The organism is Isoptericola sp. NPDC057653, assembly GCF_042799955.1.
Taxonomy (GTDB): Bacteria; Actinomycetota; Actinomycetes; order Actinomycetales; family Cellulomonadaceae; genus Isoptericola.
Genome location: NZ_JBHVHP010000002.1, coordinates 1,034,062 through 1,056,740, shown reverse-complemented (window position 1 = coordinate 1,056,740; position 22,679 = coordinate 1,034,062). Strand labels below are relative to the sequence as shown.

19 protein-coding genes are annotated in these 22,679 nt (G+C 75.2%); 10 read left to right on the top strand and 9 right to left on the bottom strand.

What is annotated here, in order from left to right; genetic code table 11:
- Nucleotides 1–60: 60 nt before the first annotated feature.
- From ACFU9A_RS16025 to ACFU9A_RS16010, 4 genes are read left to right on the top strand one after another with little or no spacing between them, the layout of a single operon-like run.
- Nucleotides 61–1,566 (top strand): APC family permease, encoded by a 1,506-nt coding sequence (locus ACFU9A_RS16025; protein ID WP_430576271.1) that lies wholly within the window; start codon nt 61–63, stop codon nt 1,564–1,566.
- 1 nt (nt 1,567) lies between these two features.
- The gene (locus ACFU9A_RS16020) at nt 1,568–2,071 is read left to right on the top strand and encodes a hypothetical protein (RefSeq protein ID WP_430576270.1); all 504 of its coding nucleotides are present in this window, start codon (nt 1,568–1,570) and stop codon (nt 2,069–2,071) included.
- Nucleotides 2,068–3,438: a dipeptidase gene (locus ACFU9A_RS16015; protein ID WP_430576269.1), complete on the top strand. Its 1,371-nt coding sequence runs from the start codon at nt 2,068–2,070 to the stop codon at nt 3,436–3,438. Before ACFU9A_RS16020 ends, ACFU9A_RS16015 begins: the two co-directional genes overlap by 4 nt.
- Nucleotides 3,435–5,075 (top strand): phytoene desaturase family protein, encoded by a 1,641-nt coding sequence (locus ACFU9A_RS16010; protein ID WP_430576268.1) that lies wholly within the window; start codon nt 3,435–3,437, stop codon nt 5,073–5,075. The genes ACFU9A_RS16015 and ACFU9A_RS16010 overlap by 4 nt, the downstream gene beginning before the upstream one ends.
- Here the strand turns inward: ACFU9A_RS16010 and ACFU9A_RS16005 are convergent.
- From ACFU9A_RS16005 to ACFU9A_RS15980, 6 genes are all read right to left on the bottom strand, one after another.
- Complete coding sequence (locus tag ACFU9A_RS16005) at nt 5,072–5,467, bottom strand: VOC family protein (RefSeq protein WP_430576267.1); 396 nt, start codon at nt 5,465–5,467, stop codon at nt 5,072–5,074. The genes ACFU9A_RS16010 and ACFU9A_RS16005 overlap by 4 nt on opposite strands.
- A complete protein-coding gene (locus tag ACFU9A_RS16000) occupies nt 5,464–6,078 on the bottom strand; it encodes a CatB-related O-acetyltransferase (protein ID WP_430576266.1) in 615 nt (204 codons plus the stop codon). Before ACFU9A_RS16000 ends, ACFU9A_RS16005 begins: the two co-directional genes overlap by 4 nt.
- 120 nt (nt 6,079–6,198) lie before the next feature.
- The gene (gene cydC / locus ACFU9A_RS15995; RefSeq protein ID WP_430576265.1) at nt 6,199–8,010 is read right to left on the bottom strand and encodes a thiol reductant ABC exporter subunit CydC; all 1,812 of its coding nucleotides are present in this window, start codon (nt 8,008–8,010) and stop codon (nt 6,199–6,201) included.
- Nucleotides 8,007–9,770 (bottom strand): thiol reductant ABC exporter subunit CydD, encoded by a 1,764-nt coding sequence (gene cydD / locus ACFU9A_RS15990; protein WP_430576264.1) that lies wholly within the window; start codon nt 9,768–9,770, stop codon nt 8,007–8,009. Before cydD ends, cydC begins: the two co-directional genes overlap by 4 nt.
- Nucleotides 9,771–9,825: 55 nt before the next feature.
- Complete coding sequence (gene cydB, locus ACFU9A_RS15985) at nt 9,826–10,875, bottom strand: cytochrome d ubiquinol oxidase subunit II (protein WP_430576263.1); 1,050 nt, start codon at nt 10,873–10,875, stop codon at nt 9,826–9,828.
- 31 nt (nt 10,876–10,906) lie between these two features.
- The gene (locus ACFU9A_RS15980) at nt 10,907–12,406 is read right to left on the bottom strand and encodes a cytochrome ubiquinol oxidase subunit I (protein WP_430576262.1); all 1,500 of its coding nucleotides are present in this window, start codon (nt 12,404–12,406) and stop codon (nt 10,907–10,909) included.
- 446 nt (nt 12,407–12,852) lie between these two features.
- Here ACFU9A_RS15980 and ACFU9A_RS15975 point away from each other — a divergent pair, with 446 nt between their 5' ends.
- Together ACFU9A_RS15975 and ACFU9A_RS15970 are read left to right on the top strand one after the other, a co-directional pair.
- Nucleotides 12,853–16,386 carry an Rne/Rng family ribonuclease gene (locus ACFU9A_RS15975; protein ID WP_430576261.1) on the top strand — a complete coding sequence of 1,178 codons (3,534 nt, stop codon included), beginning with the start codon at nt 12,853–12,855 and terminating at the stop codon, nt 16,384–16,386.
- 108 nt (nt 16,387–16,494) lie between these two features.
- Nucleotides 16,495–17,082: a thymidine kinase gene (locus ACFU9A_RS15970; RefSeq protein ID WP_430576260.1), complete on the top strand. Its 588-nt coding sequence runs from the start codon at nt 16,495–16,497 to the stop codon at nt 17,080–17,082.
- A gap of 49 nt (nt 17,083–17,131) precedes the next feature.
- Here the strand turns inward: ACFU9A_RS15970 and ACFU9A_RS15965 are convergent, their stop codons facing one another.
- The 3 genes from ACFU9A_RS15965 to ACFU9A_RS15955 form a co-directional block, all read right to left on the bottom strand.
- Nucleotides 17,132–18,235 (bottom strand): fatty acid desaturase family protein, encoded by a 1,104-nt coding sequence (locus tag ACFU9A_RS15965; protein ID WP_430576259.1) that lies wholly within the window; start codon nt 18,233–18,235, stop codon nt 17,132–17,134.
- A 92-nt stretch (nt 18,236–18,327) separates the two neighbouring features.
- Nucleotides 18,328–19,170 carry an inositol monophosphatase family protein gene (locus ACFU9A_RS15960; RefSeq protein ID WP_430576258.1) on the bottom strand — a complete coding sequence of 281 codons (843 nt, stop codon included), beginning with the start codon at nt 19,168–19,170 and terminating at the stop codon, nt 18,328–18,330.
- Nucleotides 19,171–19,203: 33 nt separating this feature from the next.
- Nucleotides 19,204–19,821 carry a protein-L-isoaspartate O-methyltransferase gene (locus tag ACFU9A_RS15955; protein ID WP_430576257.1) on the bottom strand — a complete coding sequence of 206 codons (618 nt, stop codon included), beginning with the start codon at nt 19,819–19,821 and terminating at the stop codon, nt 19,204–19,206.
- A 128-nt stretch (nt 19,822–19,949) separates the two neighbouring features.
- Between ACFU9A_RS15955 and ACFU9A_RS15950 the strand changes: the two genes are divergently transcribed.
- The 4 genes from ACFU9A_RS15950 (at nt 19,950) to obgE (ending at nt 22,671) form a co-directional block, all read left to right on the top strand.
- Nucleotides 19,950–20,159: a dodecin family protein gene (locus ACFU9A_RS15950; RefSeq protein ID WP_430576256.1), complete on the top strand. Its 210-nt coding sequence runs from the start codon at nt 19,950–19,952 to the stop codon at nt 20,157–20,159.
- A 248-nt stretch (nt 20,160–20,407) separates the two neighbouring features.
- Nucleotides 20,408–20,716 (top strand): 50S ribosomal protein L21, encoded by a 309-nt coding sequence (gene rplU, locus ACFU9A_RS15945; protein ID WP_380315082.1) that lies wholly within the window; start codon nt 20,408–20,410, stop codon nt 20,714–20,716.
- Nucleotides 20,717–20,800: 84 nt separating this feature from the next.
- Nucleotides 20,801–21,058 carry a 50S ribosomal protein L27 gene (gene rpmA, locus ACFU9A_RS15940; protein ID WP_079574743.1) on the top strand — a complete coding sequence of 86 codons (258 nt, stop codon included), beginning with the start codon at nt 20,801–20,803 and terminating at the stop codon, nt 21,056–21,058.
- Between the two features lie 95 nt (nt 21,059–21,153).
- Nucleotides 21,154–22,671, top strand: coding sequence for a GTPase ObgE (gene obgE / locus ACFU9A_RS15935; protein WP_430576255.1), 1,518 nt, complete (start codon nt 21,154–21,156; stop codon nt 22,669–22,671).
- Nucleotides 22,672–22,679 lie beyond the last annotated feature (8 nt).

Below are 22,679 nucleotides of genomic sequence, written 5' to 3'. Positions count from 1 at the left end.
CCCTCTTATCGTTCGAGAGGTCCGGCGTCCGCCGGGGTCACGGGTGTCGAGGAGGTCGGCATGACGACGTCGGGGACGGGGACGGCGCCGCCGACCCGCGCGCAGGTGCGGCAGGCGATGACCGCGCGCACGCCACGCAACTACATCACCTGGCTCACGCTCGCCTTCATGATCACCTCGTCGGTGGCGAGCCTGCGGGCGGCGCCGACGATGGCGGTCTACGGCCTTGCGGCGGTGTTCCTGTACGTCGTGCCGGCGATCGTGTTCCTGCTGCCGACGTCGCTGGTCTCGGCGGAGCTCGCGTCGGGGTGGTCGGGCGGCGTGTACCGCTGGGTGGCGGAGGGGCTCTCGAAGCCGCTCGGCTTCCTGGCCGTGTGGTGCCAGTTCGCGATGACGATCTTCTACTACCCGAGCCTGCTGGGGTACGTGGCCAGCACGCTCGCGTACGTCATCAACCCGGCGCTGGCGTCCAACGGCGTCTACGTGGCGATCGTCATCATCGTCATCTACTGGGCCGGCGTGTGGGTGTCGTCGCAGGGCACGAAGACGGTCGCGGGGCTGTCGAGCGCGGGGCTGATCATCGGCACGCTGATCCCCGCGGCGATCCTCGTGGTGCTGGGCATGGTGTTCCTCGGGCAGGGCAACGCCTCGGCCGCGCCGATGGACTCCTCCCACCTGCTGCCGCAGTGGACGGGCATCGCGTCGCTGGTGCTCATCGTCAACAACTTCCTGTCGTACGCCGGCATGGAGATGAACTCCGTGCACGTGAACACGCTGAAGAACCCCGGCAAGGAGTTCCCGCGCGCGATGTTCCTGGCGATCGGCCTGGTGCTGCTGATCTTCATCCTCCCGGCAGTCGCGATCAGCTGGGTGATCCCGGCGGACCAGCTCTCCCTCACCGCGGGCGTCATGCAGGCGTTCGACGCGTTCTTCGCCAACTTCGGCGTCTCGTGGCTGACGCCGATCCTCGGCCTCATGCTCATCGCCGCGTCGATCGGCGGCATGCTCACCTGGCTCGCCGGGCCGTCGAAGGGCCTGCTGACGGTGGCGCGCGAGGAGGGCTACATGCCGCCCTTCCTGCAGCGGCTCAACAAGAACGGCGTGCAGCAGAACATCCTCGTCGCGCAGGGCGTGTTCACCACGTTCATCGCCCTGCTGTACGCGTTCATCCCCGACGTCTCCAGCGCCTACTGGATCCTGTCGGTGATCACCACGCAGGTGTACCTGATCATGTACCTGCTGCTGTTCGTCGCGGCGATGCGCCTGCGCCGCACCGCGCCGGACCACCCCCGCGGTTACCGCGCCCCCGCGCTCGGCGTCCTGTGCGTGGTGGGCTTCCTCGCCTCCGTCGCCGCGATGGTGATCGGCTTCGTGCCGCCCGCCCAGTTCTCGAGCGGTTCGGTGGGGGTCTACATCCTCATCGTGGGCGGCGGGCTCGGCGTCATCGGCCTGCTCATCCCGTGGCTGTTCCTGAGGTTGCGCAAGCCGTCGTGGCGGCAGCCGGCGGAGGACGACGGCACGGCGGACGACGCGGCGGGCCCGGCGGCCGCCGGGACGGAGGCCTGAGATGACCACGACGACGCCGTCGCACGAGCCGGAGCGCGGGGCTCAGGGGCGCAAGCGCTGGATCACGTACACCGCGGCGGCGGTGCTGCTGCTCCTGCTCGGCGCGGTCATGATGATCCAGTTCGCCGGCCACCAGGACCGGCAGGACCAGCGCGAGGCGGAGCAGAAGGCCGCGACGCTGCACGCCGCGTTCGCCGAGATCGGGATCACGTCCTTCTCCGAGGAGACCATCGCCCGCGTGCTCGGCTCCGACGGCGGCGGGTTCTGCACCGACCCGGCCGCGCTGGTCGACGCCACCGCGAACCTCGCGGCCGCCAACGGCGCCGCCGGCCCCGGCATCCGCCCCTCGGTGCTCGACGAGCGGCGCCTGGAGGGCGACCGCCTCGTCATCGAGACGTACTGCCCGGACCAGCTCGACGAGTTCGACGCGTACGTCGACTCGCTCAACCTGGACCCCACCACCACCCAGTCGACCGACCCGTCCACCACCCAGGAGGGCTCATGACCACCGCCCCCGACGTCGAGGCCCTGCGCGCCGCCGTCGCGCCGCTGCTGCCGCGCGCGCTGGACGACCTGCGCACGCTCGTCGCCATCCCGTCCGTCGCGGACGAGCGCCTCTTCCCGCGCGCCGAGTGCGAGCGCGCGGCGCAGTGGGTGGTCGACGCCTTCCGCGCGGAGGGCATCGACGACGCCCGCCGCGAGCGCACCCCGGACGGCTCGGACGTGGTGGTCGGGTACCGGCCCGGCCCGCCCGGCGCGCCGACGGTGCTGCTGTACGCGCACTACGACGTGCAGCCGCCGCTCGACGACGCCGCGTGGAAGACCCCGCCGTTCGAGCTGACGGAGCGCGACGGCCGCTACTACGGGCGCGGGTCCGCCGACTGCAAGGGGAACGTCGTCACGCACCTCACGGCCCTGCGCGCGTTGCGCTCGCTGGTGGGCGAGGACCTGCCGGTGGGCGTGCGCATCGTGGTCGAGGGCTCGGAGGAGCAGGGCACCGGCGGCCTCGACCAGTGGGTCGAGGCCAACCCGGGGGCGCTCGCCGCCGACGCGATGCTGGTGCAGGACACCGGCAACGCCCGCCTCGGCCTCCCGACGCTCACCGTGTCGCTGCGCGGCGCCACCACCGTGGTGCTGCACGTCGAGGCGCTCGAGGGCGAGATCCACTCCGGCATGTTCGGCGGCGCGGCGCCCGACGCGCTCGCCGCGCTGGTCGCGATCCTGGCGTCCCTGCGCGACACGGAGGGCAACACGACCATCGACGGCGTGGACGCGTCGGGCACCTGGCCGGGCGTCGGGTACGACGCCGACCAGTTCCGCGGCGACGCCGGCGCGCTCCCCGGGACGCGGCTGCTGGGCGACGGCGCCGTGGCCGACATGCTCTGGGCGCGCCCGGCGGTGACGATCCTCGGGATCGACGCGCCGTCGGTCGTGGGCTCCGCGGCGGCGATCCAGCCGCGCGCCGCGGCCCGGCTGAACCTCCGGGTGCCGCCCGGCGCGGACGCCCTCGACCTGCAGGACAAGCTCGTGGCCCACCTCGAGGCCCACGCCCCCTGGGGCGTGCGCGTCACCGTGGAGCGCGACGCCGTCGGGCAGCCGTTCGCCGCCCGCACCGACGGGCACGTCTTCGAGACCCTGTCGGCGGCGCTCGCGGACGCGTACGGCGAGGCCACGGTGACGGCCGGCCAGGGCGGCTCCATCCCGCTGTGCAACATCCTGGCGAGCCAGTACCCGGACGCGTCGATCGTGCTCCTCGGGGTCGAGGAGCCCGCGTGCCTCATCCACGCGCCGAACGAGAGCGTGCACCCGAGCGAGATCGAGAACCTGGCCGTGGGCGAGGCGCTCTTCCTGGCCCGGCTCGGCCAGGGATGACCGCCGTGCCCGCCGCCCGGTACGACGCGGTCGTGGTGGGCGGCGGGCACAACGGGCTCACCGCCGCCGCGTACCTCGCGCGGGCGGGGCGGGCGGTCCTCGTCCTGGAGCGGCTCGACCACGTGGGCGGGGCCGCGGTCTCCGCCCCGGTGTTCCCGGGCGTGGACGCGCGGCTGTCGCGGTACTCCTACCTGGTGTCCCTGCTGCCGCGGCGGGTCGTCGACGAGCTCGCCCTGCCCCTGACCCTGCGGCGCCGGCGGTACTCCTCGTACACGCCGGTGGGCGACGCGGGGCTGCTCGTCGACACGGGCGACGCCGCCGCCACGCGGGCGTCGTTCGCCGCCGTCGGGGCGCCCGCGGCCGACCACGACGCGTGGCGGCGCTGGTACGCCGCGACCGGCCGCCTCGCGCGGCGCCTGTTCCCCACGCTCACCGAGCCCCTGCCGTCCCGCGCCGAGGCCCGCGCCCTCGTGGACGACGACGCCGCCTGGGACGCCCTCGTCGAGCGACCGCTGGGGGAGGCGCTGCGCACCCGGTTCGGCTCCGACGTCGTGCGCGGCGTGGTCGCGACCGACGCGCTGATCGGCACGTTCGCGGACCTGGACGACCCCTCGCTGGCGCAGAACCGCTGCTACCTCTACCACGTGGTGGGCGGCGGCACCGGGGACTGGGACGTGCCCGTGGGCGGCATGGGCGCGGTGTCCGGGGCGCTGCGGGACGCGGCGCTCGCGGCCGGGGCGACGGTCGTGACGCGCGCCGCCGCGACCGCCGTCGACCCGGGCGCGGGCGGCGACGCCCAGGTCTCCTGGACGGACGACGACGGCCGCACGCACGGCGTCGCGGCGGGCGCGGTCCTGTGCGGCGCGGCGCCCGCCACCCTGGACCGCCTGCTCGCCGCGGCCGGTGCGGCACCGTCCGGCCGGGCCGGGGCCCGCGCCCCCGAGGGCGCGCAGCTCAAGGTCAACATGCTGCTGAGGCGGCTGCCCAGGCTGCGCGACGGCGTCGACCCGGTCGCCGCGTTCAGCGGCACCTTCCACGTGAACGAGTCGTTCGACCAGCTCCGGGCCGCGCACGCCGACGCCGCGGCCGGCCGTGTCCCGGCGGTGCCGCCGTGCGAGATCTACTGCCACTCGCTCACCGACCCGTCGATCCTCGGGGCGGACCTGCGCGCGTCGGGCGCCCAGACGCTCACCCTGTTCGGCCTACACATGCCCGAGCGGCTGTTCCGCACCGGCGACCCGGCCGCGCAGGACGCCGCGCGGGACCGGGCGCTCGCCGCCACGTTCGCGTCCCTGGACTCCGTGCTCGCCGAGCCGATCGAGGACGTGCTGCTGCGCGGCCCGGACGGCCGGCCGTGCCTGGAGGCGCGCACGCCCGTCGACCTGGAGCGCGACGTCGGGCTGCCGGGCGGGCACATCTTCCACCGCGACCTGTCGTGGCCGTGGGCGCCGGACGGCGACGGCGGCGACGGCGGCGGCGACGGCGGCGACACGGCCGGCCTCGACCGGCCCGGGTCGTGGGGCGTCGAGACCGTGCACCCGCGCGTGCTGCTGGCGGGTGCCGGCGCGCGGCGCGGCGGGGGCGTGAGCGGCGTCCCCGGCCGCGCCGCGGCGATGGCGGTGCTCGGGGCGGGCTAGCCCTGGGGCGCCAGGGTGCGCAGGACGCAGAACTCGTTGCCCTCGGGGTCGCCCAGCACCTCCCAGCTCGCGTCGGGGTCCTGCCCCACGTCGACGCGGGAGGCGCCGAGCCCGAGCAGCCTCGCGACCTCGTCCTCGGAGCTCCGGTCGATCGGGCTGACGTCCAGGTGGAGCCGGTTCTGCACGGTCTTGGCCTGCGGCACCCGCGCGAAGACCAGGGTGGGGGCCTCCTGGCGGGCGCGGACGCCCTCGACGGTCGGCTCCCACGAGCCGATCTCCACCTGGTCGTCGCGGCGCTCGAGGACGTCGAAGCCCAGCACCTCGCACCAGAAGGCGGCGAGCCGCTCCGGGTCGTGGCAGTGGACGACCACCTCGGTGAGCCTGCTCGTCATCGCTCCGCCCCCTTCGGCGCGACGGCCTCCAGGTCGTCGACGCTCCCCGACATGATCGTGCGCACGTGCGCCGTGACGTGCTCGACGGGCCAGTCCCACCAGGCCAGCGCGAGGAGCCGGGCGACGTCCCGCTCGGAGAACCGGGTACGCAGGACGCGCGCCGGGTTCCCGCCGACGATGCCGTAGTCCGGCACGTCGTGGGTGACCACCGCGCCCGCGCCGACGACCGCGCCGTGCCCGATGCGCACGCCCGGCAGCACCGTGGCGCCGTGCCCGAACCAGACGTCGTGGCCGACCACCGTGTCCCCGCGGCTCGGGAGACCGGCGAGGAGGTCGACGTGGTCCGCCCAGGATCCGCCGAGGGTGGGGAACGGGAACGTGGACGGGCCGTCCATGCGGTGGTTGGCCCCGTTCATGAGGAAGCGGGTGCCGGTCCCGAGCGCGCAGTACCTGCCGATCCGGAGCTTCTCGGGCCCGTAGTGGTAGAGCACGTTGCGGGTCTCGAAGGCCGTCGCGTCGTCCGGGTCGTCGTAGTAGGAGTACTCCCCGACCTCGATCAGCGGGGACGTCACCAGGGGCTTGAGCTGCACCACCCGGGGCTGGCCGGGCATCGGGTGCAGGATCGTCGGATCAGCGGGAACGGGCATGCGTCGCGGTCTCCTCGTCGGTCGTGCTTCGCGTCCGGCCCATGATGAGGCTCCCGGCCCGGCCGGTCATCCTCATTCCTGCGGTCAGCCCGGCGCCCCGACCGCCCGCTCCTGCGCGGCGGCCCAGGCGTAGCCCGGGTCGTCGCGGAGCAGGGCGTCGTGGGGGCCGCGTGCGACGACCCGGGCTGGGCCGCCGGGGCCGCCGGGGCCGGCGGGGGCCGCGCCGAGCAGCAGCACCTCGTCGGCGGACACGAGCGGCGTGAGGCGGTGCGAGGCGACCACGACCGCCCGGCCCGTGGCCCGCGCGTGGGCCGCGAGGGTGCCCACGAGCGCGTCGGCGGTCGCGGCGTCGAGGTGCTCGGCCGGCTCGTCGACGAGCAGCACGCCGGCCGGGGCGAGCAGCGCCCGCGCCACCAGCAGCCGACGGCGCTCGCCCCCGGAGACGTCCGCGCCGTCCGGGCCGAGCATCGCGTCGAGGCCGTCCGGCAGCGCCGCCAGCCAGGTGTCGAGGCCGACGGCGGCCAGCGCGTCGCGGGCGTCGTCCTCGGTCACGTCGGGGCGGGCCACGCGCAGGTTCTCCAGCACGGTCGTGCCGAAGAGGTGGCCGTCCTCCGCGACGAAGAGCGTGCCGCCGGACGCGGCGCGCACCTGCCCCGCGCGGACCGGGAGCAGCCCGGCGGCCGTGAGCAGCAGCGTCGTCTTGCCGACGCCGGACGGGCCGGCCAGCGCGACCACGGCGCCCGGCCGCAGCGCGAGGTCCACGCCCGCCACGACCGTGCGGTCCGCCCAGCCCGCGGCGACGCCGTCGAGCTCCAGCAGGTCGCCGCCCGCGGGGGCCGGCCCGGGCGCGGGGGCCGCGGGGGCCGCGGGAACGGCGTCGGGGAGGAGGGCGACGAGCCGGCGGGCGGCCTCCCGGGAACGGCGCAGCTGGACGGCCGCGGCCGGGAGCGTGGACGTGGCCTCGAAGACGGCGAGCGGGGTGAGGACGACGACGGCCAGCTCGACGGGCGTCAGCGCGCCCGCCGCGACGGCCGGCACGCCGAGCAGCAGCGAGCACAGCACGGCGAGCGTCTGCGCGCCGGCGTCGATGGCGGCCGACGTGCCCGAGATGCGCGCGCCGTCGTGGGTGGAGCGCGTGAGCCGGGCGTCGGCGGCGCGCAGCCCGGCCAGCCGGTCGTCGAGGCGGCCGGCGACGCGCAGCTGCTGCCCGTCCTCGAGCAGCTCCAGGGCCCGGCCGGTGACCTCGGCGCGGGCGGCGGCGCCGCGGCGCTCGACGGACGCCGCGGCCCGCGACGCCAGCCACGGCGCGAGCACCCCCGTGAGCAGCAGGCAGCCGAGCAGGGTGAGCCCCGCGGCGGGCAGGAACGCGCCCACCAGGATCACGGAGCCCAGGCCGACGCCGACGGCCACGCCGGCGGGGATCAGCGCGCGGACGACGACGTCGCCCACCGCGTCCACGTCGGCGCCCACCCGGGCCAGCAGGTCGCCGCGGCGCAGCGCGACGACCCGCGTGACGGGTCCGCGGGCCAGCGCGTCGTAGAGGTTGGCGCGCAGGGCGGCCATGCCGCGCAGGGCGACGTCGTGGGAGGCGAGCCGCTCCAGGTAGCGCAGCACGCCCCGCCCGGTGCCGAACGCGCGCACGGCGACGACGGCCACCGACAGCTGCAGCACCGGCGGCATCTGCGACGCCCGCGCGACGAGCCACGCCGCCGCGGCGGCCAGGCCCACCGAGAACCCGAGCGCGAGCGTGCCCAGCACCACCGCCCGCAGCACGCGCGACCAGCGCACCTCGAGCATCGGCAGCACGCGGCGCAGCGGGTCGCGCGTGCCGGCGTGCGGGGCCGCGGCCGTCCCCGGGGCCGAGGCCGGTGTCGTCCCCGGCGTGCGCGCGCTCATCGGCCCACCACCTCCCCGCCCTCGGCGACGCGCCGCGAAGCGACGTCCACCACCTGGTCGGCCAGCGCCAGCAGGGACGCGCGGTGGGCGACGACGACCACGGTGCGGCCCGCGTCGCGCCACGCGCGCACGGTGTCGAGCACCACCTGCTCGCCGCGGGCGTCGAGGTGGGCGGTGGGCTCGTCGAGCAGCACCAGCGGCGGGGGAGCGGAGCCGCCCGTCCCGGCGCCGTCGAGCAGCGCCGCCGTGAGGGCCACGCGCTGCCGCTGCCCGACGCTCAGCCCCGTGCCGCCCAGGCCGACGGGCGTGTCCCAGCCCTGAGGCAGCCCGGCGACGACGGCGTCCAGGCCCGTGGTGCGGGCGGCGGCGGCCAGCTCCTCGGCACGGACGGCACGGCCGTCGGCGACGGCGTCGCGCAGGGTGCCGGGCGCGAGGCTGGGGCGCTGGGGCACCCACGTGACCTGCGGCCACCAGGTGGCCGGGTCGACGTCGGCGAGGTCGACGGGAGCCGGGTCGACGGACGTCGCGTCCGCGGGCTCGACGACGACCCGCCCCTCGTCGGGCCGCAGCAGCCCGAGCAGGACGAGGGCCGTGGTCGACTTGCCCGCGCCGCTGGGTCCGCGCAGCGCCACGACCCGGCCGCCGCCGGGGCGGCCCGTGCCGAGCGGCACGCGGGCGGTGAGCCCGGCGGGCGCGGCCACGCCGCGGTCCCCGGCGCGCACGCCCACGCCGTCGAGGACGAGGGTGGCGCCCGCGAGCGCCGGCGCGGGCGCGGTGCCGACGTCGGGCAGCGGCTGCTCGAGGACGGCGAAGGCGCGGTCGGCGGCCGCGAGGCCGTCGGTGGAGGAGTGGAACTCGGCGCCGACCCGGCGCAGCGGCAGGTACACCTCGGGCGCGAGGACGAGGACGGCGATGGCGGGGACCAGCGCGATCATCCCCTCCACCAGGCGCAGGCCGACGCCCACCGCGACGATCGCCACCGACAGCGTGGTGAGCAGCTCGAGCACCATGCCCGACAGGAACGCGATCCGCAGCGTGCCCATGGTCGCGCGCCGCGACGCGTCGCCGAGGGCCCGCACCCGCGCGCCGGGCCCGATCTCGCGCCCGAACGCGCGCAGGGTGGGCAGCCCGGCCAGCAGGTCGAGCACCTGGGAGCCCAGGCGCTCGATCGTGTGCAGCCGGCGCTCGGACGCGCCGGCGGTCATGACGCCGACGAGCCACATGAACAGGGGCACGAGCGGCAGCGTCACGACGCAGATCAGCGCGGACACCCAGTCCAGCCCGAGCACGACCAGCACCAGCACCGGGGTGAGGATCGCGGTGAGCAGCAGCTGAGGGAGGTACCGGACGAGGTACGGCGCCAGGTCGTCGAGGCCGCGGGTGGCCAGCGTGGCCGTGGCCGCCGAACCTGCGTCGCCGCCGGCCCGCGGCCCGAGCGCCACGGTGTGCGCCACGACCTGCTCGCGCAGCTCGGCGACGACGTCCGCGGCCGCCTTCTGCGCGTACCGCTCCTGGGCCCAGGCGATCGCCGCCCGCGCCGCGAGGGCGGCGACGAGCACCCCGAGCCACGGGGCGAGGTCCGCCAGGGCCAGGGGCGTGCCCGCGCTGCCCGCGGTGACCGCGGGCCCCAGCGTGTGGGCGATGGCGAACGCCTGCACGACCACGGCGCCGGCGGCGGCGACGCCGAGCGCGGCGGTCAGGGCGACGTACCACCGGGCCGCGCGGGCGCGTCGCAGCAGGCGCGGGTCGAGGGGCTTCACGGGAGCAGGCTAGGGCTCGGCACGGACGGTGCTCGGACGGCGCTCGCGCGGCGCGTCAGAACGCCGCGTCCTTGATCTTCTGCCAGGACAGCCCGGCGGGCGCGGGGATGTCCTTGCTGGACAGCCGGCGGCGGAACACCCAGTACGTCCAGGCCTGGTAGGCGATGACGAGCGGGGTGAGGACCACGGCCACCCACGACATCACCGTGAGCGTGTAGGGGGTGGAGGAGGCCTCGGCCACGGTGAGGGCCACGCCGCCGTCGACGGCGGGGATGACGTCGGGGTACATGGAGCCGAAGATGAGCACGACGGCGGCCGCGATGGTCACGGCCGACAGGGTGAACGCGACGCCCTCGCGGCGGGCCCGCGCGGCCACGACCACGCCGACGAGCGCGAGCGCGGCGACCGCCACCGGCACCCAGGTCCACGCCACGGAGTAGGCGACCTGCGCCCAGACGGCCCAGCCGCCGGCCACGACCAGCGCGACGACCGACAGCACCGACGCGAGCCGGCCCGCGCGCTCGCGGACGTCGCCGTCGGTCTTCAGCGCCACGAAGACGCTGCCGTGCAGCAGGAACAGCACCAGCGTGGTGAGGCCGCCGGCGAGCGCGAACGGGTTGAGCAGCGCCCAGAACCCGCCCACGTACTGGAACGACTCGTCGAGCAGCAGCCCGCGCACGAGGTTGCCGAACGCCACGCCCCACATGACCGCGGGGACCCACGACCCGAACTGGATCGCGAGGTCGCAGCGCCGCGCCCAGCGGGCGTCGGCGATCTTGCCCCGGTACTCGAACGCGACGCCGCGGGCGACGAGCGCCAGCAGGATGATCAGCAGCGGGATGTAGAAGCCGGAGAACATGGTGGCGTACCACTCGGGGAACGCGGCGAAGGTCGCGCCGCCCGCGGTGAGCAGCCACACCTCGTTGCCGTCCCACACCGGCCCGATGGTGTTGATGAGGACGCGACGCTCCTTGTCGCGCTGCTCCTTGCCGCCGCGCGGCAGGATCGACAGCAGCATGCCGACGCCGAAGTCGAAGCCCTCGAGCACGAGGTAGCCGGTCCACAGGACGGCGATGATGAAGAACCAGAGGATCGCGAGGTCCACGGCAGTAGCTCCAGTCTCGTTTTCTCGGCGCTCAGTACGCGAAGGACAGCGGGCGGTCGGTGTCGTCCGAGCTCTGCGCCTCGGGCGACTCGTCCCGGACCGAGGCGGGCACGCCCTCGATCGTGTACCGGTGCATGAGGCGGTACCAGACGACGGCGAGCAGCGCGTAGACGAGCGTGAGCACGATCATCGACGCGAGGATCACGCCCGGCGGGACCGCCGTCGAGACGCCGCGCTCGGTGAGCAGGCGTACCTGGTCGATGCCGCTCGGGTTGGGTGCCACGACCCACGGCTGCCTGCCGACCTCGGTGAAGATCCACCCGAACGAGCAGGCGATGAACGGCATGGGCAGGGCCAGGATGCCGAGCCGCCCGAGCCAGACGTTCTCGCTCACGCGTCCCTTGCGCGTCAGCCAGAGCGCGAGGAGGGCGAGGGCGGCGGAGAAGGCGGCGAAGCCGATCATGAGGCGGAACGACCAGTACGCGACGGCGAGCGGCGGCGTGTAGACGACCGGGTCGCCGGAGGCGGTGGTGTCGCCGTAGCGCTCCGTGTACTGCTGCTGCACGTCGTTGACGCCGGGCAGGAAGGACTCGGGGCCGGAGAAGTGGCCCGTGCCGAGGTAGCTGGCGAGGCCGGGGACGGTGAGGATGTGCCGCACGCCCTCGCAGCCCTCGTTGAGGTTGCCGATCGACAGGATGGAGAAGGCCGCGGCCTCCTCGCCGTCGCACAGGGCCTCGGCCGACGCCATCTTGCCGGGCTGCTGCTCGAACATGAGCTTGCCCTGCACGTCGCCGGACCAGATGACGCCGGCGCCGGCGACGAGCATGACCCAGGCCCCGAGGACGACGGCGGGGCGGTAGACGTTCCGCGCCGTCTCGACGTTCTCGGCCTTCTTCGTGCGGGCGAGGCGCACCATCCACCAGGCCGCGATGCCGCACACGAACGTGCCGGCGGTGAGGAACGCGGCGGTGATGGTGTGGGGGAAGGCCGCCCACAGGGTGTTGTTGGTGAGCACCGCGCCGATGGACTCCATCTCGGCGCGCCCCGTCTCGGGGTTGTAGATCGTGCCGACCGGGTGCTGCATCCACGAGTTGGCGGCGAGGATGAAGAATGCCGAGAGGTTCGTGGCGATCGCGAACAGCCAGATGGCCGCGAGGTGCACCTTCTTGGACACGCGGTCCCAGCCGAAGATCCACAGGCCGAGGAAGACGGACTCGACGAAGAAGGCGGCCAGCGCCTCCATCGCGAGGGGGGCGCCGAAGACGTCGCCCACGAAGCGGGAGTACTCGCTCCACGCCATCCCGAACTGGAACTCCTGCCAGATGCCGGTCACGACGCCGAGCGCGAAGTTGATCAGCAGGAGCTTGCCGAAGAACTTCGTCAGACGCAGCCAGCGCTCCTTCTTGGTCACCACCCACGCCGTCTGCATCGCGGCGACCAGGGGCGCGAGGCCGATGGTCAACGGGACGAAGATGAAGTGGTAGACGGTGGTGATGGCGAACTGCCAGCGGGCCAGTGCGAGGGCGTCCACGGGTTCTCCTGATTTTCGACCGAGTCGTCTTTCGACGGTATGACCACTGGCCCGTGGGCGCACGACCAGGGCGGTCGCCGCCACGGAGCCCTGCTCGTGAAGACTTTCACGATCTTGGTCGTGAAGGTCTTCACAAGTCAAACCCGGGACGGGCGCGGCGTGTCCGGCGGCGGCGTGTCACGCGGCGGGTCGCGCAGGATGCGATACTGGTGCGAAGCCGCACGGGCCCACATCCCGGGGCGGCCCACGAGCTCGCAGCACTCGCGATCCGCACGCGATGCCGCCGCCTGGCACGAGGCCGGGGGGTGGGCGTCCGCGAAGAGAGCGGTGCCGCAGCCGGAACCGAGACTTCCGTCGGTCGGTGCGCTGAGCAGCGCCGCCGTCCGACGACGACCACCGGGGTCCGCACGTGTGGGGGCGGGATCTCCGGAGCTGGAGCGCCTTCCGTGACGTCCGACAACCCGACCGACGCCGCAGCCCGCAAGCCCGTTCGCCGCCGCGCGACCCGCGCCGCCGGCGGCCCGCAGGACGCCGCCACCGAGCAGCCCGCGACGACCCCGGACACCCCGGCCGCCGCGCTGTCCGACCTCGTCCTGCCGGAGCGCTCCGACGCCCGCGAGGACGCTCCCGGGGGCGGCACCGGCAACCTCGCCGACATCGTGCTGCCGCAGGGCCCGAGCGGCCGCACCGAGGGCGACGACGCAGGCCAGAAGCCCGCCCGTACCCGCCGCCGGGCCACCCGCTCCACGGGCGCGCAGCGCGCCGCCGAGCCGGCCGCCGACGCGGCGCCCGCCACGGAGGCCGTCGTCGAGACGCCCGCCGAGGCTCCCGCGACGCCGGCGGCCGAGCCCGCCCCCGAGGCCGAAGCGGCCCCCGCGACCAAGCCCCGCACCCGCGCACGCCGGGCCACGGGCTCGACGACGAAGAAGGCCGCGACGGAGGATCCCGCCGCGACCGAGGCCGCGGAGCCGGCGGAGGCACCCGCCGCGACGAAGAGCACCGCGAAGACCGCCGCGAAGAGCGCCACCAAGACCGGCGCGAAGCGCTCCGCCCGGACGGCCGAGGCCGAGGAGAAGGAGCCCGCGGCGAAGACCGCGAGGAAGACCACGCGCAAGAAGGCAGCCCCCGCGGCGCCCGCCGAGGAGACCGCTCCGGAGGCGACCGCCCCGGAGACCGCCGCCGCGGCGCAGCCGGAGCCGACCGCTCCGCGGTCGCCGGCCGCCAGGGGCGGCGGGTCCGTGACCCCGCGTCTCGCGACCACGGCCGTCCTGTTCCAGGCGCCGGACCTGTCCGGCCGCCGCGCCCGCCGCGCCCAGGCCCCCGCGGGCCCGCCGCGCCCGCACGACGAGCCGGCCGCGCCCTCGTTCGCGTCGAAGGTGAGCACCGCGACCACCGAGCCGGCCGCCGAGACCACCGAGCCGGCCGCCGCGCCTGCCGCGCCTGCGGCGTCCACCGCCGAGGTCCCGGCCGAGGCCCCCGCCGCCGCGACGACCGGCGGCGCGACGCGCTCGCGGTCGCGCCGCGCCACCCGCCCGTCCAAGGCGGCGCAGCCCGCGGTCGCGGAGACCGAGGCCACCCGGCCCGAGGCCGCGCCGGAGCCGGCCGCCGCGCCGGCCCGTCCCGAGCGGACGCCGGTCGCGGGCCAGCAGACCGAGGCGCCCGGCGTCGAGCTCACCGACGACGAGGCCGCCGCGGTCGAGGAGGTCGGCGTCATCGAGTCCGAGCTCGTCGCCGAGGGCGTCGAGCTCGTCGACCTGGGCCCGGAGGACCTGAGCGACGAGGACGGCGAGGACGACGAGATCCGTCCGCGCCGCCGCCGGCGCCGGGGTGGCCGCGGCCGCCGCGGCGGGCGCCGTCCCGAGGACGGTTCCGAGCCGGAGGGCGACGAGGACGCCGAGGACGGCCCGCACGACGAGGCCGCCGGGCGTCCCGCCGACGAGGACGCGGACGAGCACGGCGACGACCAGGACGACGACCACGGCGACGCCGAGGACGAGGGCGGGGAGTCGGCCTCGAGCCGTCGCCGTCGCCGCCGTCGCCGGGGCACCCGCGCGGAGCGGGCCGAGGCCGCGGTGGCGCGCACGCGCGACCGGGACGAGGTCACCGCGCTCAAGGGCTCCACGCGCCTCGAGGCGAAGCGCCAGCGCCGCCGCGAGGGCCGCGACGCCGGCCGCCGCCGCCAGATCATCACGGAGGCGGAGTTCCTCGCCCGCCGCGAGTCGGTGACGCGGTCGATGGTCGTGCGCGAGCTCGACGGCCGCACCCAGATCGCCGTGCTCGAGGACGGCGTGCTCGTCGAGCACTACGTCTCCCAGCAGTCGCAGGCGTCGATGGTGGGCAACGTCTACCTCGGCCGCGTGCAGAACGTGCTGCCCAGCATGGAGGCCGCGTTCGTCGACGTCGGCAAGGGGCGCAACGCCGTGCTGTACGCCGGCGAGGTGAACTGGGACGCCGCGGGCCTCGAGGGCGGCCAGCCGCGCCGCATCGAGGAGGCGCTGAAGTCCGGCGACTCCGTGCTCGTGCAGGTCACCAAGGACCCGATCGGGCACAAGGGCGCGCGCCTCACCTCGCAGGTCACCCTCGCGGGCCGCTACCTCGTCCTCGTGCCCGGCGGCGGCATGACCGGCATCAGCCGCAAGCTCCCCGACACGGAGCGCAGCCGCCTCAAGAAGATCCTGCGCGACGTCGTGCCCGAGGGCTCGGGCGTCATCGTGCGGACCGCCGCGGAGGGCGCGAGCGAGGCCGAGCTGCGTGCCGACGTCGAGCGTCTGCAGGCGCAGTGGGCCGCGATCCAGAAGAAGTCGTCGTCCGCCAGCGCCCCCGCGCTGCTGCAGGGCGAGCCGGACCTCGCGATCCGCGTGGTGCGCGACATCTTCAACGACGACTTCTCGTCGCTGCAGATCCAGGGCCAGGGCGCGTGGGACGAGATCGCGCAGTACGTCGAGGAGCTCGCTCCCGACCTGCGCGACCGCGTCACCAAGTGGACGGAGAACACCGACGTGTTCGCCGTGCACCGCGTGGACGAGCAGCTCGCCAAGGGCATGGACCGCAAGGTCTGGCTGCCGTCCGGCGGGTCGCTGGTCATCGACCGCACCGAGGCGATGACGGTCGTCGACGTCAACACCGGCAAGTTCACCGGCGCGGGCGGCACCCTCGAGGAGACCGTCACGCGGAACAACCTCGAGGCGGCCGAGGAGATCGTGCGCCAGCTGCGGCTGCGCGACATCGGCGGCATCGTCGTCATCGACTTCATCGACATGGTGCTCGAGTCGAACCGCGACCTCGTGCTGCGTCGGCTGGTCGAGTGCCTGGGCCGCGACCGCACCAAGCACCAGGTGGCGGAGGTGACCTCGCTCGGTCTGGTGCAGATGACCCGCAAGCGCGTGGGCCAGGGCCTGGTCGAGGCGTTCTCCGAGACCTGCGAGCACTGCAAGGGCCGCGGGTTCATCGTGCACAGCGAGCCCATCGAGAAGGGTGGCGCCCCGCACCAGCACGCCGACGCCGACCAGGGCGAGGGCGCCAAGCGCTCGCGCCGCAAGCGCGGCGGCAAGCAGGCCGAGCCGGCGGCTCCCGCCCCGGCGGCCGAGGTGCCGACGCTGCCCGAGGACCGGTCCGAGGCACGCGAGGCCGTCAAGGCCACGCTCGCGACGATCGCGGCCGCGGCGGCGCACGCCCACGAGCACGAGCACGACGCGAAGGACGAGTCGTCGCGGCCCGTGGAGGCGCCCTCCGACGCCCCCGCGCCGCTGACCCTCCCCGAGCCCGTCGAGGCCGCGGTCGTGACGCCCGTCGCGCCCGAGACCCTCATCGAGCTGCCCGAGCGCAAGCCGGAGGAGCCCGCGCCGGCGCCGTCGGCCGGGGAGCCCGCCGAGAAGCCCGTGAAGAAGGCGCCGCGCCGGGCGCGCAAAGGAGCCGGAGCACCGAAGTCTGCTCAGCCGGGTGCTGGGGAGGCTGCGGCCGGAGTGACCGGCACCGCATGACCGGCGACGAGTGACCTGACCGCGAGGTCGGGGCGAGGGCCCGAGATCGATGTCCACGACATCGACCTCGGGCCCTTCTCGTCGACCTCGGCGTGCCATGCTCGGGCCATGGACGACGGGGGCGGCGGGCGGCTCGAGGTGATCGCCGGGCCGATGTTCGCCGGCAAGACGGAGGAGCTGGTGCGCCGCGTGCACCGGGCGCGGATCGCGCGGCGGGGCGTGCTCGTCGTCGGGCACGCGCTGGACACGCGCAGCGGCCCCGGCCGGGTGGCCTCGCACTCGGGCCTGGAGCTGCCGTCGCGCAGCGTGCGGTCGGCGCAGGAGGTCCCGGGGCTCGTCGAGGCCGGCACCGAGCTGGTGGCGGTCGACGAGGCGCAGTTCTTCGGGCCGGACCTGGTGGACGTCGTCACCCCGCTGGCGGACGCCGGCCTCGTCGTGGTGGTGGCGGGGTTGTCGGTGACGTTCGACGGCCGGCCGTTCGCGCCGCTGCCGGCGCTGATGGCGGTGGCCGAATCGGTCACCAAGCTGACCGCCGTGTGCGCGGTGTGCGGGCGCGACGCCGCCTTCCACGTCCGGCTCGGCGGTGTGCGCGCGGGGCGGCCGGGCGGGGACGCCGACGCGCTCGCCCCCGCCGCCGGCCACGTCGGCGGCACGGAGAGCTACGAGGCGCGCTGCCGACGCCACCGCGCCGGGTGATGCGCCGGGTGATGCGCCGGGGTGACGCGTCGGGTGGCGCGGCGAGCCGTCAGCCGCGCCCGAGCTGCTGCCGCAGCGGGCAGTCGAACGGGTCGCGGGCGGCCAGCCCGACCTGGTTGAGGTACCGCACCACGATCGCGTAGGAGGCCAGCAGCGAGGTCTCCGTGTACGGCATGCCGAGGCGGGCGCAGTGCTCGCGGACGATGAGCCTGGCCCGCGCCAGGTGGGGGCGGGGCATGCTCGGGAACAGGTGGTGCTCGACCTGCAGGTTGAGGCCGCCCATGAGGACGCTCATCCAGGCGCCCCCGCGCACGTTCCGCGACGTGAGCACCTGCTTGGACAGGAAGTCGATGCGGCTGCCCGCGGGGATCATCGCCATGCCCTTGTGGTTGGGCGCGAAGGTCGCCCCCATGTAGACGCCGAACACGGCGAGCTGCACGCCGAGGAACGCGAAGCCGAGCCCGAGGGGCAGCACCCAGAACACCACGGCGACGTAGACGGTGAGGCGCACCAGGATGGTGACGAGCTCGCGCCGCCGCGCGGCCCGGTCCTCCGGCGGGCCGGACAGGAGCGACCGCACCGCCGTGACGTGCAGGTTGAGGCCCTCGAGCGTCAGCAGCGGGAAGAAGAGCCAGCCCTGGCGGCGCGTGATCGCGCCGAGGAACCCGCGGTGCTCGGCGGCGGCCTCCTCGGTGAAGGAGATGACGCCGGGCGCGACGTCGGGGTCCTTGCCGACCTGGTTGGGGTTGGCGTGGTGCCGCGTGTGCTTGGTCATCCACCACGAGTAGCTGATCCCCACCACGGCGTTCGCCAGCAGCCGGCCCACGCGGTCGTTGAGGGGACCGGACGCGAAGACCTGGCGGTGCGCGGTCTCGTGCGTGAGGAAGGCCAGCTGGGTGAGCACCAGCCCGAGGGCGGCGGCGATCAGCAGCTGGAACCACGAGTCGCCCAGCAGGACGAAGCCGGCGACGACGCCGCCCAGCGCGACGGCGAGGGCGACGGCCGTGGCGAGGTAGTAGCCGTACGCGCGGCGCAGGAGGCCGGCGTCACGGACCTCCTTCGACAGCGCGCCGTACGTGCTGGTGAACCGGGCGGCCTGACCGCCGCGAGCGGCGGACGGGGCCTGAGGGGCGGCCGGGACGACTGTGGGCATGCGTGCCTCGCAGGGGTCGGGGTCGACTTCCCAGCCGAGTGGTGAGCGGTTGCTCTGTCGTGCGGATGCCTCGAGCCTACGGATCCGTAGGTTCAGGGCAAGGGGGCTGTCCCCCCGAGCGCCCGGATCCGTGCGAGGACGACGGCCGACGTCGCGGCGTCCGCGGCCGCGACGATCCCGCGCCCCCCGCGGACCGGCCCGCCGTCGAGGTCGGTGACGACGCAGCCGGCCGCCTCGCAGAGCGCGACGCCGGGCAGGAAGTGCACGCTGCCGTCGACGCCGGCACCCGTGACGTACGCGGCCTGCCGCCCGGCGGCGACCCACGCGAGGGCGAGCGACGTGGAGGCCACGCGCAGCCCGAACGCCGCGCGCAGGGCCGGGTCCGCGACGAGCGCGGGCGTCGGGTCGCCGTTGTCGACGTCCACGTTGACCAGCCGCGTCACCGGGCTGGGGGAGAGATCGGTGTCGGCGCCCGTGCCGGGCGCGCGGCGGCGGGCGCGGGCCCCGTCGGTCCAGAGCACCTCGCCGGTGAGCGGGTCGGCGACCGCCGCGACGAGGACGTGCTCGGTGGCGCCGCGCTGCTCGGCGAGCGCCACGTTGACGCCGAAGGACGGGACCCCGGCGGCGAAGTTGAGGGTGCCGCACAGCGGGTCGACGTACCAGCGCCGCGCGGCGTCCCCGCCCGAGGTGCCCAGCTCCTCGCCGACGACCCCGTCGTCCGGGCGTGCGGCGGCCAGCACCTCGCGGACGGCCCGCTCGGCGGCGACGTCCGTGTCGGTGGCGAAGTCGAGCGCGGACTTCGCGTGCCGCGTCACGGGGCGGCCGAACGCGGCGGCGACCTCCGTGGCGCCGGCCAGGGCGGCGGAGATCGCGACCTCGACGTCGGTCGGGCGGGGCCCGGGGGTGGGGCGGGGTGCAGCCGTGGGGTGCGTCACGTCCGGCATCCTGGCACGTCCGGGGGGCGGCCCTCAGTCCTCGACCAGCGGGACGAAGGAGTAGGTGCCGTGGTCGGACGTGCGGACCCTGCCGCCGTCGTCGCGCGTCACGAGCACCATGACGTGCCGCACCGGGATCACCATGCGGCCGCCGCGGGCCACCTGGTCGACCAGCTCGTCGGGCAGCCGGGTGGCCGCGGCGGAGACGAGCACGCGGTCCCAGCCGCCCGGGCGGGGCGCCCCGAGGACACCGGGGGTGGCGTGGGCCACGTGCGCCCAGGTCATGCCCGTGCGGCGCACGTTGGCCGCCCCGCGCGCGGCCAGGTCGGGGAACCGCTCCAGGCCGAGCACCGTGCCGTCGGGCCCGACGAGCCGGGCGAGCAGCGCCGTCGTCCAGCCGGAGCCGGACCCGACGTCCAGCACCTGCGCGCCTGCGTGCACCTCCAGGAGGCGGAGCATCGCCGCGACCGTCGACGGCTGCGAGCAGGTCTGCCGGTGCCCGATCTCGAGGGGCTGGTCGGCGGCGGCCCAGCGGGCCACGCCGCGGGGCAGGAAGCGGCGCCGGTCGACGTCGCGCAGCGCGGCGGCGACCGCGTCGGCGACGCCCCCCGCACCCGTCGGCAGGTCGGCAGGTCCGGTCCGTCCGGCCATCTCCCCATCGTGGCCCCGCCCGGCGTCCGACACCGGGCGGGGCGACGACGGGCGAGCGACGGCACGCGGGGTGACGATCGATCCAGCGGCCGGCGTCCTCGTCGCCGGCCCGGAGATCGGAGGACGGCATGGCAGGGACGGTCGCGCGCGTCACGGAGATCACCGCCCGCTCGGACACGAGCTTCGAGGACGCGATCCGCGTCGGTCTCGAGCGTGCCGGCCGGACGGTCCGCAACATCACCGGCGCCTGGGTCAAGGAGCAGAAGGTCGACGTGTCCGACGGCACCGTCGTCGCGTGGCAGGTGGACCTGCAGGTGACCTTCGTCCTCGACGACTGAGAGGCCCGCGGACGGTGCGGCACGCCCACCGCCGGCCGGCGGTGGGCGACGTCACGCCCTGGGCGGGCGGCGGAGGTTTGAACCCTTCGGCTCGCTCGCGTAGTCTTGGACGTCGGCACGCCTCTGGTGTGCCAGTCCCGTGTGCCCACGACGCACCGCACTCGACCGCCGCGGCGGGCCGAGTTGCAGACCAAGTCGGTGATTCGACGTCGTGCGGCATGCCCAGACCAGGAGAGATGAGCAGCAACGTGGTGTACGCGATCGTCAAGGCCGGTGGCCGTCAGGAGAAGGTGTCCGTCGGGGACATCGTCGTCATGGACCGACTCAAGGCCCAGGCCGGTGACACGGTGGAGCTGCCCGCTCTGCTTCTGGTGGACGGGGAGAAGGTGACCACCGACGCCGCGAAGCTGGCGAAGGTCAAGGTCACGGCTGAGGTCGTGCGGGACGAGAAGGGCCCGAAGATCACGATCCTCAAGTACAAGAACAAGACCGGCTACCGCAAGCGCCAGGGTCACCGCCAGTCGCTGACCCGCCTCAAGGTCACCGGCATCAAGTGACTCACCGCCGGGCCGAGCGCGACACCCCGCAGCACGGCCCGCGGCACTGATCCCCTCGTTCTTCGCAGAAAGCAGGTCTGAAAGATGGCACACAAGAAGGGCGCGAGCTCCTCGCGCAACGGTCGTGACTCGAACTCCCAGCGTCTCGGCGTGAAGCGCTACGGCGGCCAGGTCGTCAAGGCCGGCGAGATCATCGTCCGCCAGCGTGGCACCCACTTCCACCCCGGCGAGAACGTCGGCCGTGGCGGCGACGACACGCTGTTCGCGCTGACCGCCGGCTCGGTGGCCTTCGCGACGCGTCGTGGCCGCAAGGTCATCGACATCGTCGCGGCCGAGGTCTGAGCCGCAACACACTTCCTCGACTCCCACCCGAGTCGACGACGAGGGGCGCACCGTCGCGGTGCGTCCCTCGTCGCTTTGCCTGAGAGGATCTGACCATGGCCAGCTTCGTCGATCGCGTGGTGCTGCACGCCGTGGGCGGTGACGGCGGCCACGGTGTCGCGTCGATCCGCCGCGAGAAGTTCAAGCCCCTCGCGGGCCCCGACGGCGGCAACGGGGGCGACGGAGGCACCGTGCGCCTCGTCGTCGACCCGCAGACCACGACGCTGCTGGAGTACCACCACTCGCCGCACCGCCGGGCGACGAGCGGCACCCAGGGCATGGGCGACGACCGCGACGGCGCCAACGGCGGCGACCTCGTGCTGGTCGTGCCGGACGGCACCGTCGTCAAGGACCGCGAGGGCAACGTGCTGGCCGACCTCGTCGGCGCCGGCGCGGAGTACGTCGTCGCGCAGGGCGGCCGCGGCGGCCTCGGCAACCGCGCCCTCGCCTCCCCGAAGCGCAAGGCGCCGGGCTTCGCGCTGCTCGGCGAGCCGGGCGAGGAGCGCGAGGTCGTCCTCGAGCTCAAGACGATCGCCGACGTCGCCCTCGTCGGGTACCCGAGCGCGGGCAAGTCGTCGCTGGTCGCCGCGATCTCCGCCGCGCGCCCCAAGATCGCCGACTACCCGTTCACCACGCTCGTGCCGAACCTCGGCGTCGTGCAGGCGGGGGAGACCCGCTACACGGTGGCCGACGTGCCCGGGCTGATCCCGGGCGCGAGCGAGGGCAAGGGCCTCGGCCTGGAGTTCCTCCGGCACGTCGAGCGCACCGCCGTCCTGGTGCACGTGCTGGACTGCGCCACCCTCGAGCCGGGCCGCGACCCGCTCAGCGACCTGGACGTCATCGAGGCCGAGCTGGCCGCGTACGCCGGGGACCTCGGGATCGAGGGCGGCCGGGTGCCGCTCACCGAGCGCCCGCGGCTCGTGGTGCTCAACAAGATCGACGTCCCCGAGGCGCGCGAGCTCGCCGAGCTGGTGCGCCCCGACCTGGAGGCGCGCGGGCTGCGCGTCTTCGAGGTGTCGACGGCGAGCCACGAGGGCCTGCGCCCGCTGACCTTCGCGCTCGGCGAGCTCGTCGAGCGCGCCCGCGCGGCCGCCCCGGCGCCCGAGCCGACGCGGGTCGTGCTGCGCCCCAGGGCGGTCGACGAGGCCGGGTTCACCGTCACGGCCCGGCGCGAGCACGAGGGCGTCTACTACGAGGTCCGCGGGTCCAAGCCCGAGCGCTGGGTGCGCCAGACGGACTTCAACAACGACGAGGCGGTCGGCTTCCTCGCGGACCGGCTCGCCAAGCTGGGCGTCGAGGACCGGCTCCTCAAGGCGGGCGCGGTCGCCGGCGACGAGGTGCGCATCGGCGACCCCACCAACGCCGTCGTCTTCGACTGGGAGCCGACGCTCACCACCGGCCCCGAGCTGCTGGGCGTGCGCGGCACCGACATGCGCCTCGAGGAGAGCGCCCGACCGACCCGTGGCGAGAAGCGCCGCGAGCACCAGGAGCGGATGGACGCCAAGACCGAGGCGCGCCGCGAGCTGTGGACGGAGCGCGAGTCGGGTCACTGGACGGACCCCGACGACGCCTGACCGAGGAT

Bases quoted from the DNA above. Each gene is read 5' to 3' on its own strand.
- rpmA (WP_079574743.1), top strand. From the start codon at position 20,801: ATGGCACACAAGAAGGGCGCGAGCTCCTCGCGCAACGGTCGTGACTCG.
- ACFU9A_RS16010 (WP_430576268.1), top strand. From the start codon at position 3,435: ATGACCGCCGTGCCCGCCGCCCGGTACGACGCGGTCGTGGTGGGCGGC.
- ACFU9A_RS16020 (WP_430576270.1), top strand. From the start codon at position 1,568: ATGACCACGACGACGCCGTCGCACGAGCCGGAGCGCGGGGCTCAGGGG.
- ACFU9A_RS16015 (WP_430576269.1), top strand. From the start codon at position 2,068: ATGACCACCGCCCCCGACGTCGAGGCCCTGCGCGCCGCCGTCGCGCCG.
- cydC (WP_430576265.1), bottom strand. From the start codon at position 8,010: ATGAGCGCGCGCACGCCGGGGACGACACCGGCCTCGGCCCCGGGGACG.
- ACFU9A_RS15955 (WP_430576257.1), bottom strand. From the start codon at position 19,821: ATGGCCGGACGGACCGGACCTGCCGACCTGCCGACGGGTGCGGGGGGC.
- ACFU9A_RS15950 (WP_430576256.1), top strand. From the start codon at position 19,950: ATGGCAGGGACGGTCGCGCGCGTCACGGAGATCACCGCCCGCTCGGAC.
- ACFU9A_RS15970 (WP_430576260.1), top strand. From the start codon at position 16,495: ATGGACGACGGGGGCGGCGGGCGGCTCGAGGTGATCGCCGGGCCGATG.
- ACFU9A_RS16005 (WP_430576267.1), bottom strand. From the start codon at position 5,467: ATGACGAGCAGGCTCACCGAGGTGGTCGTCCACTGCCACGACCCGGAG.
- ACFU9A_RS15965 (WP_430576259.1), bottom strand. From the start codon at position 18,235: ATGCCCACAGTCGTCCCGGCCGCCCCTCAGGCCCCGTCCGCCGCTCGC.
- ACFU9A_RS16025 (WP_430576271.1), top strand. From the start codon at position 61: ATGACGACGTCGGGGACGGGGACGGCGCCGCCGACCCGCGCGCAGGTG.
- obgE (WP_430576255.1), top strand. From the start codon at position 21,154: ATGGCCAGCTTCGTCGATCGCGTGGTGCTGCACGCCGTGGGCGGTGAC.
- ACFU9A_RS16000 (WP_430576266.1), bottom strand. From the start codon at position 6,078: ATGCCCGGCCAGCCCCGGGTGGTGCAGCTCAAGCCCCTGGTGACGTCC.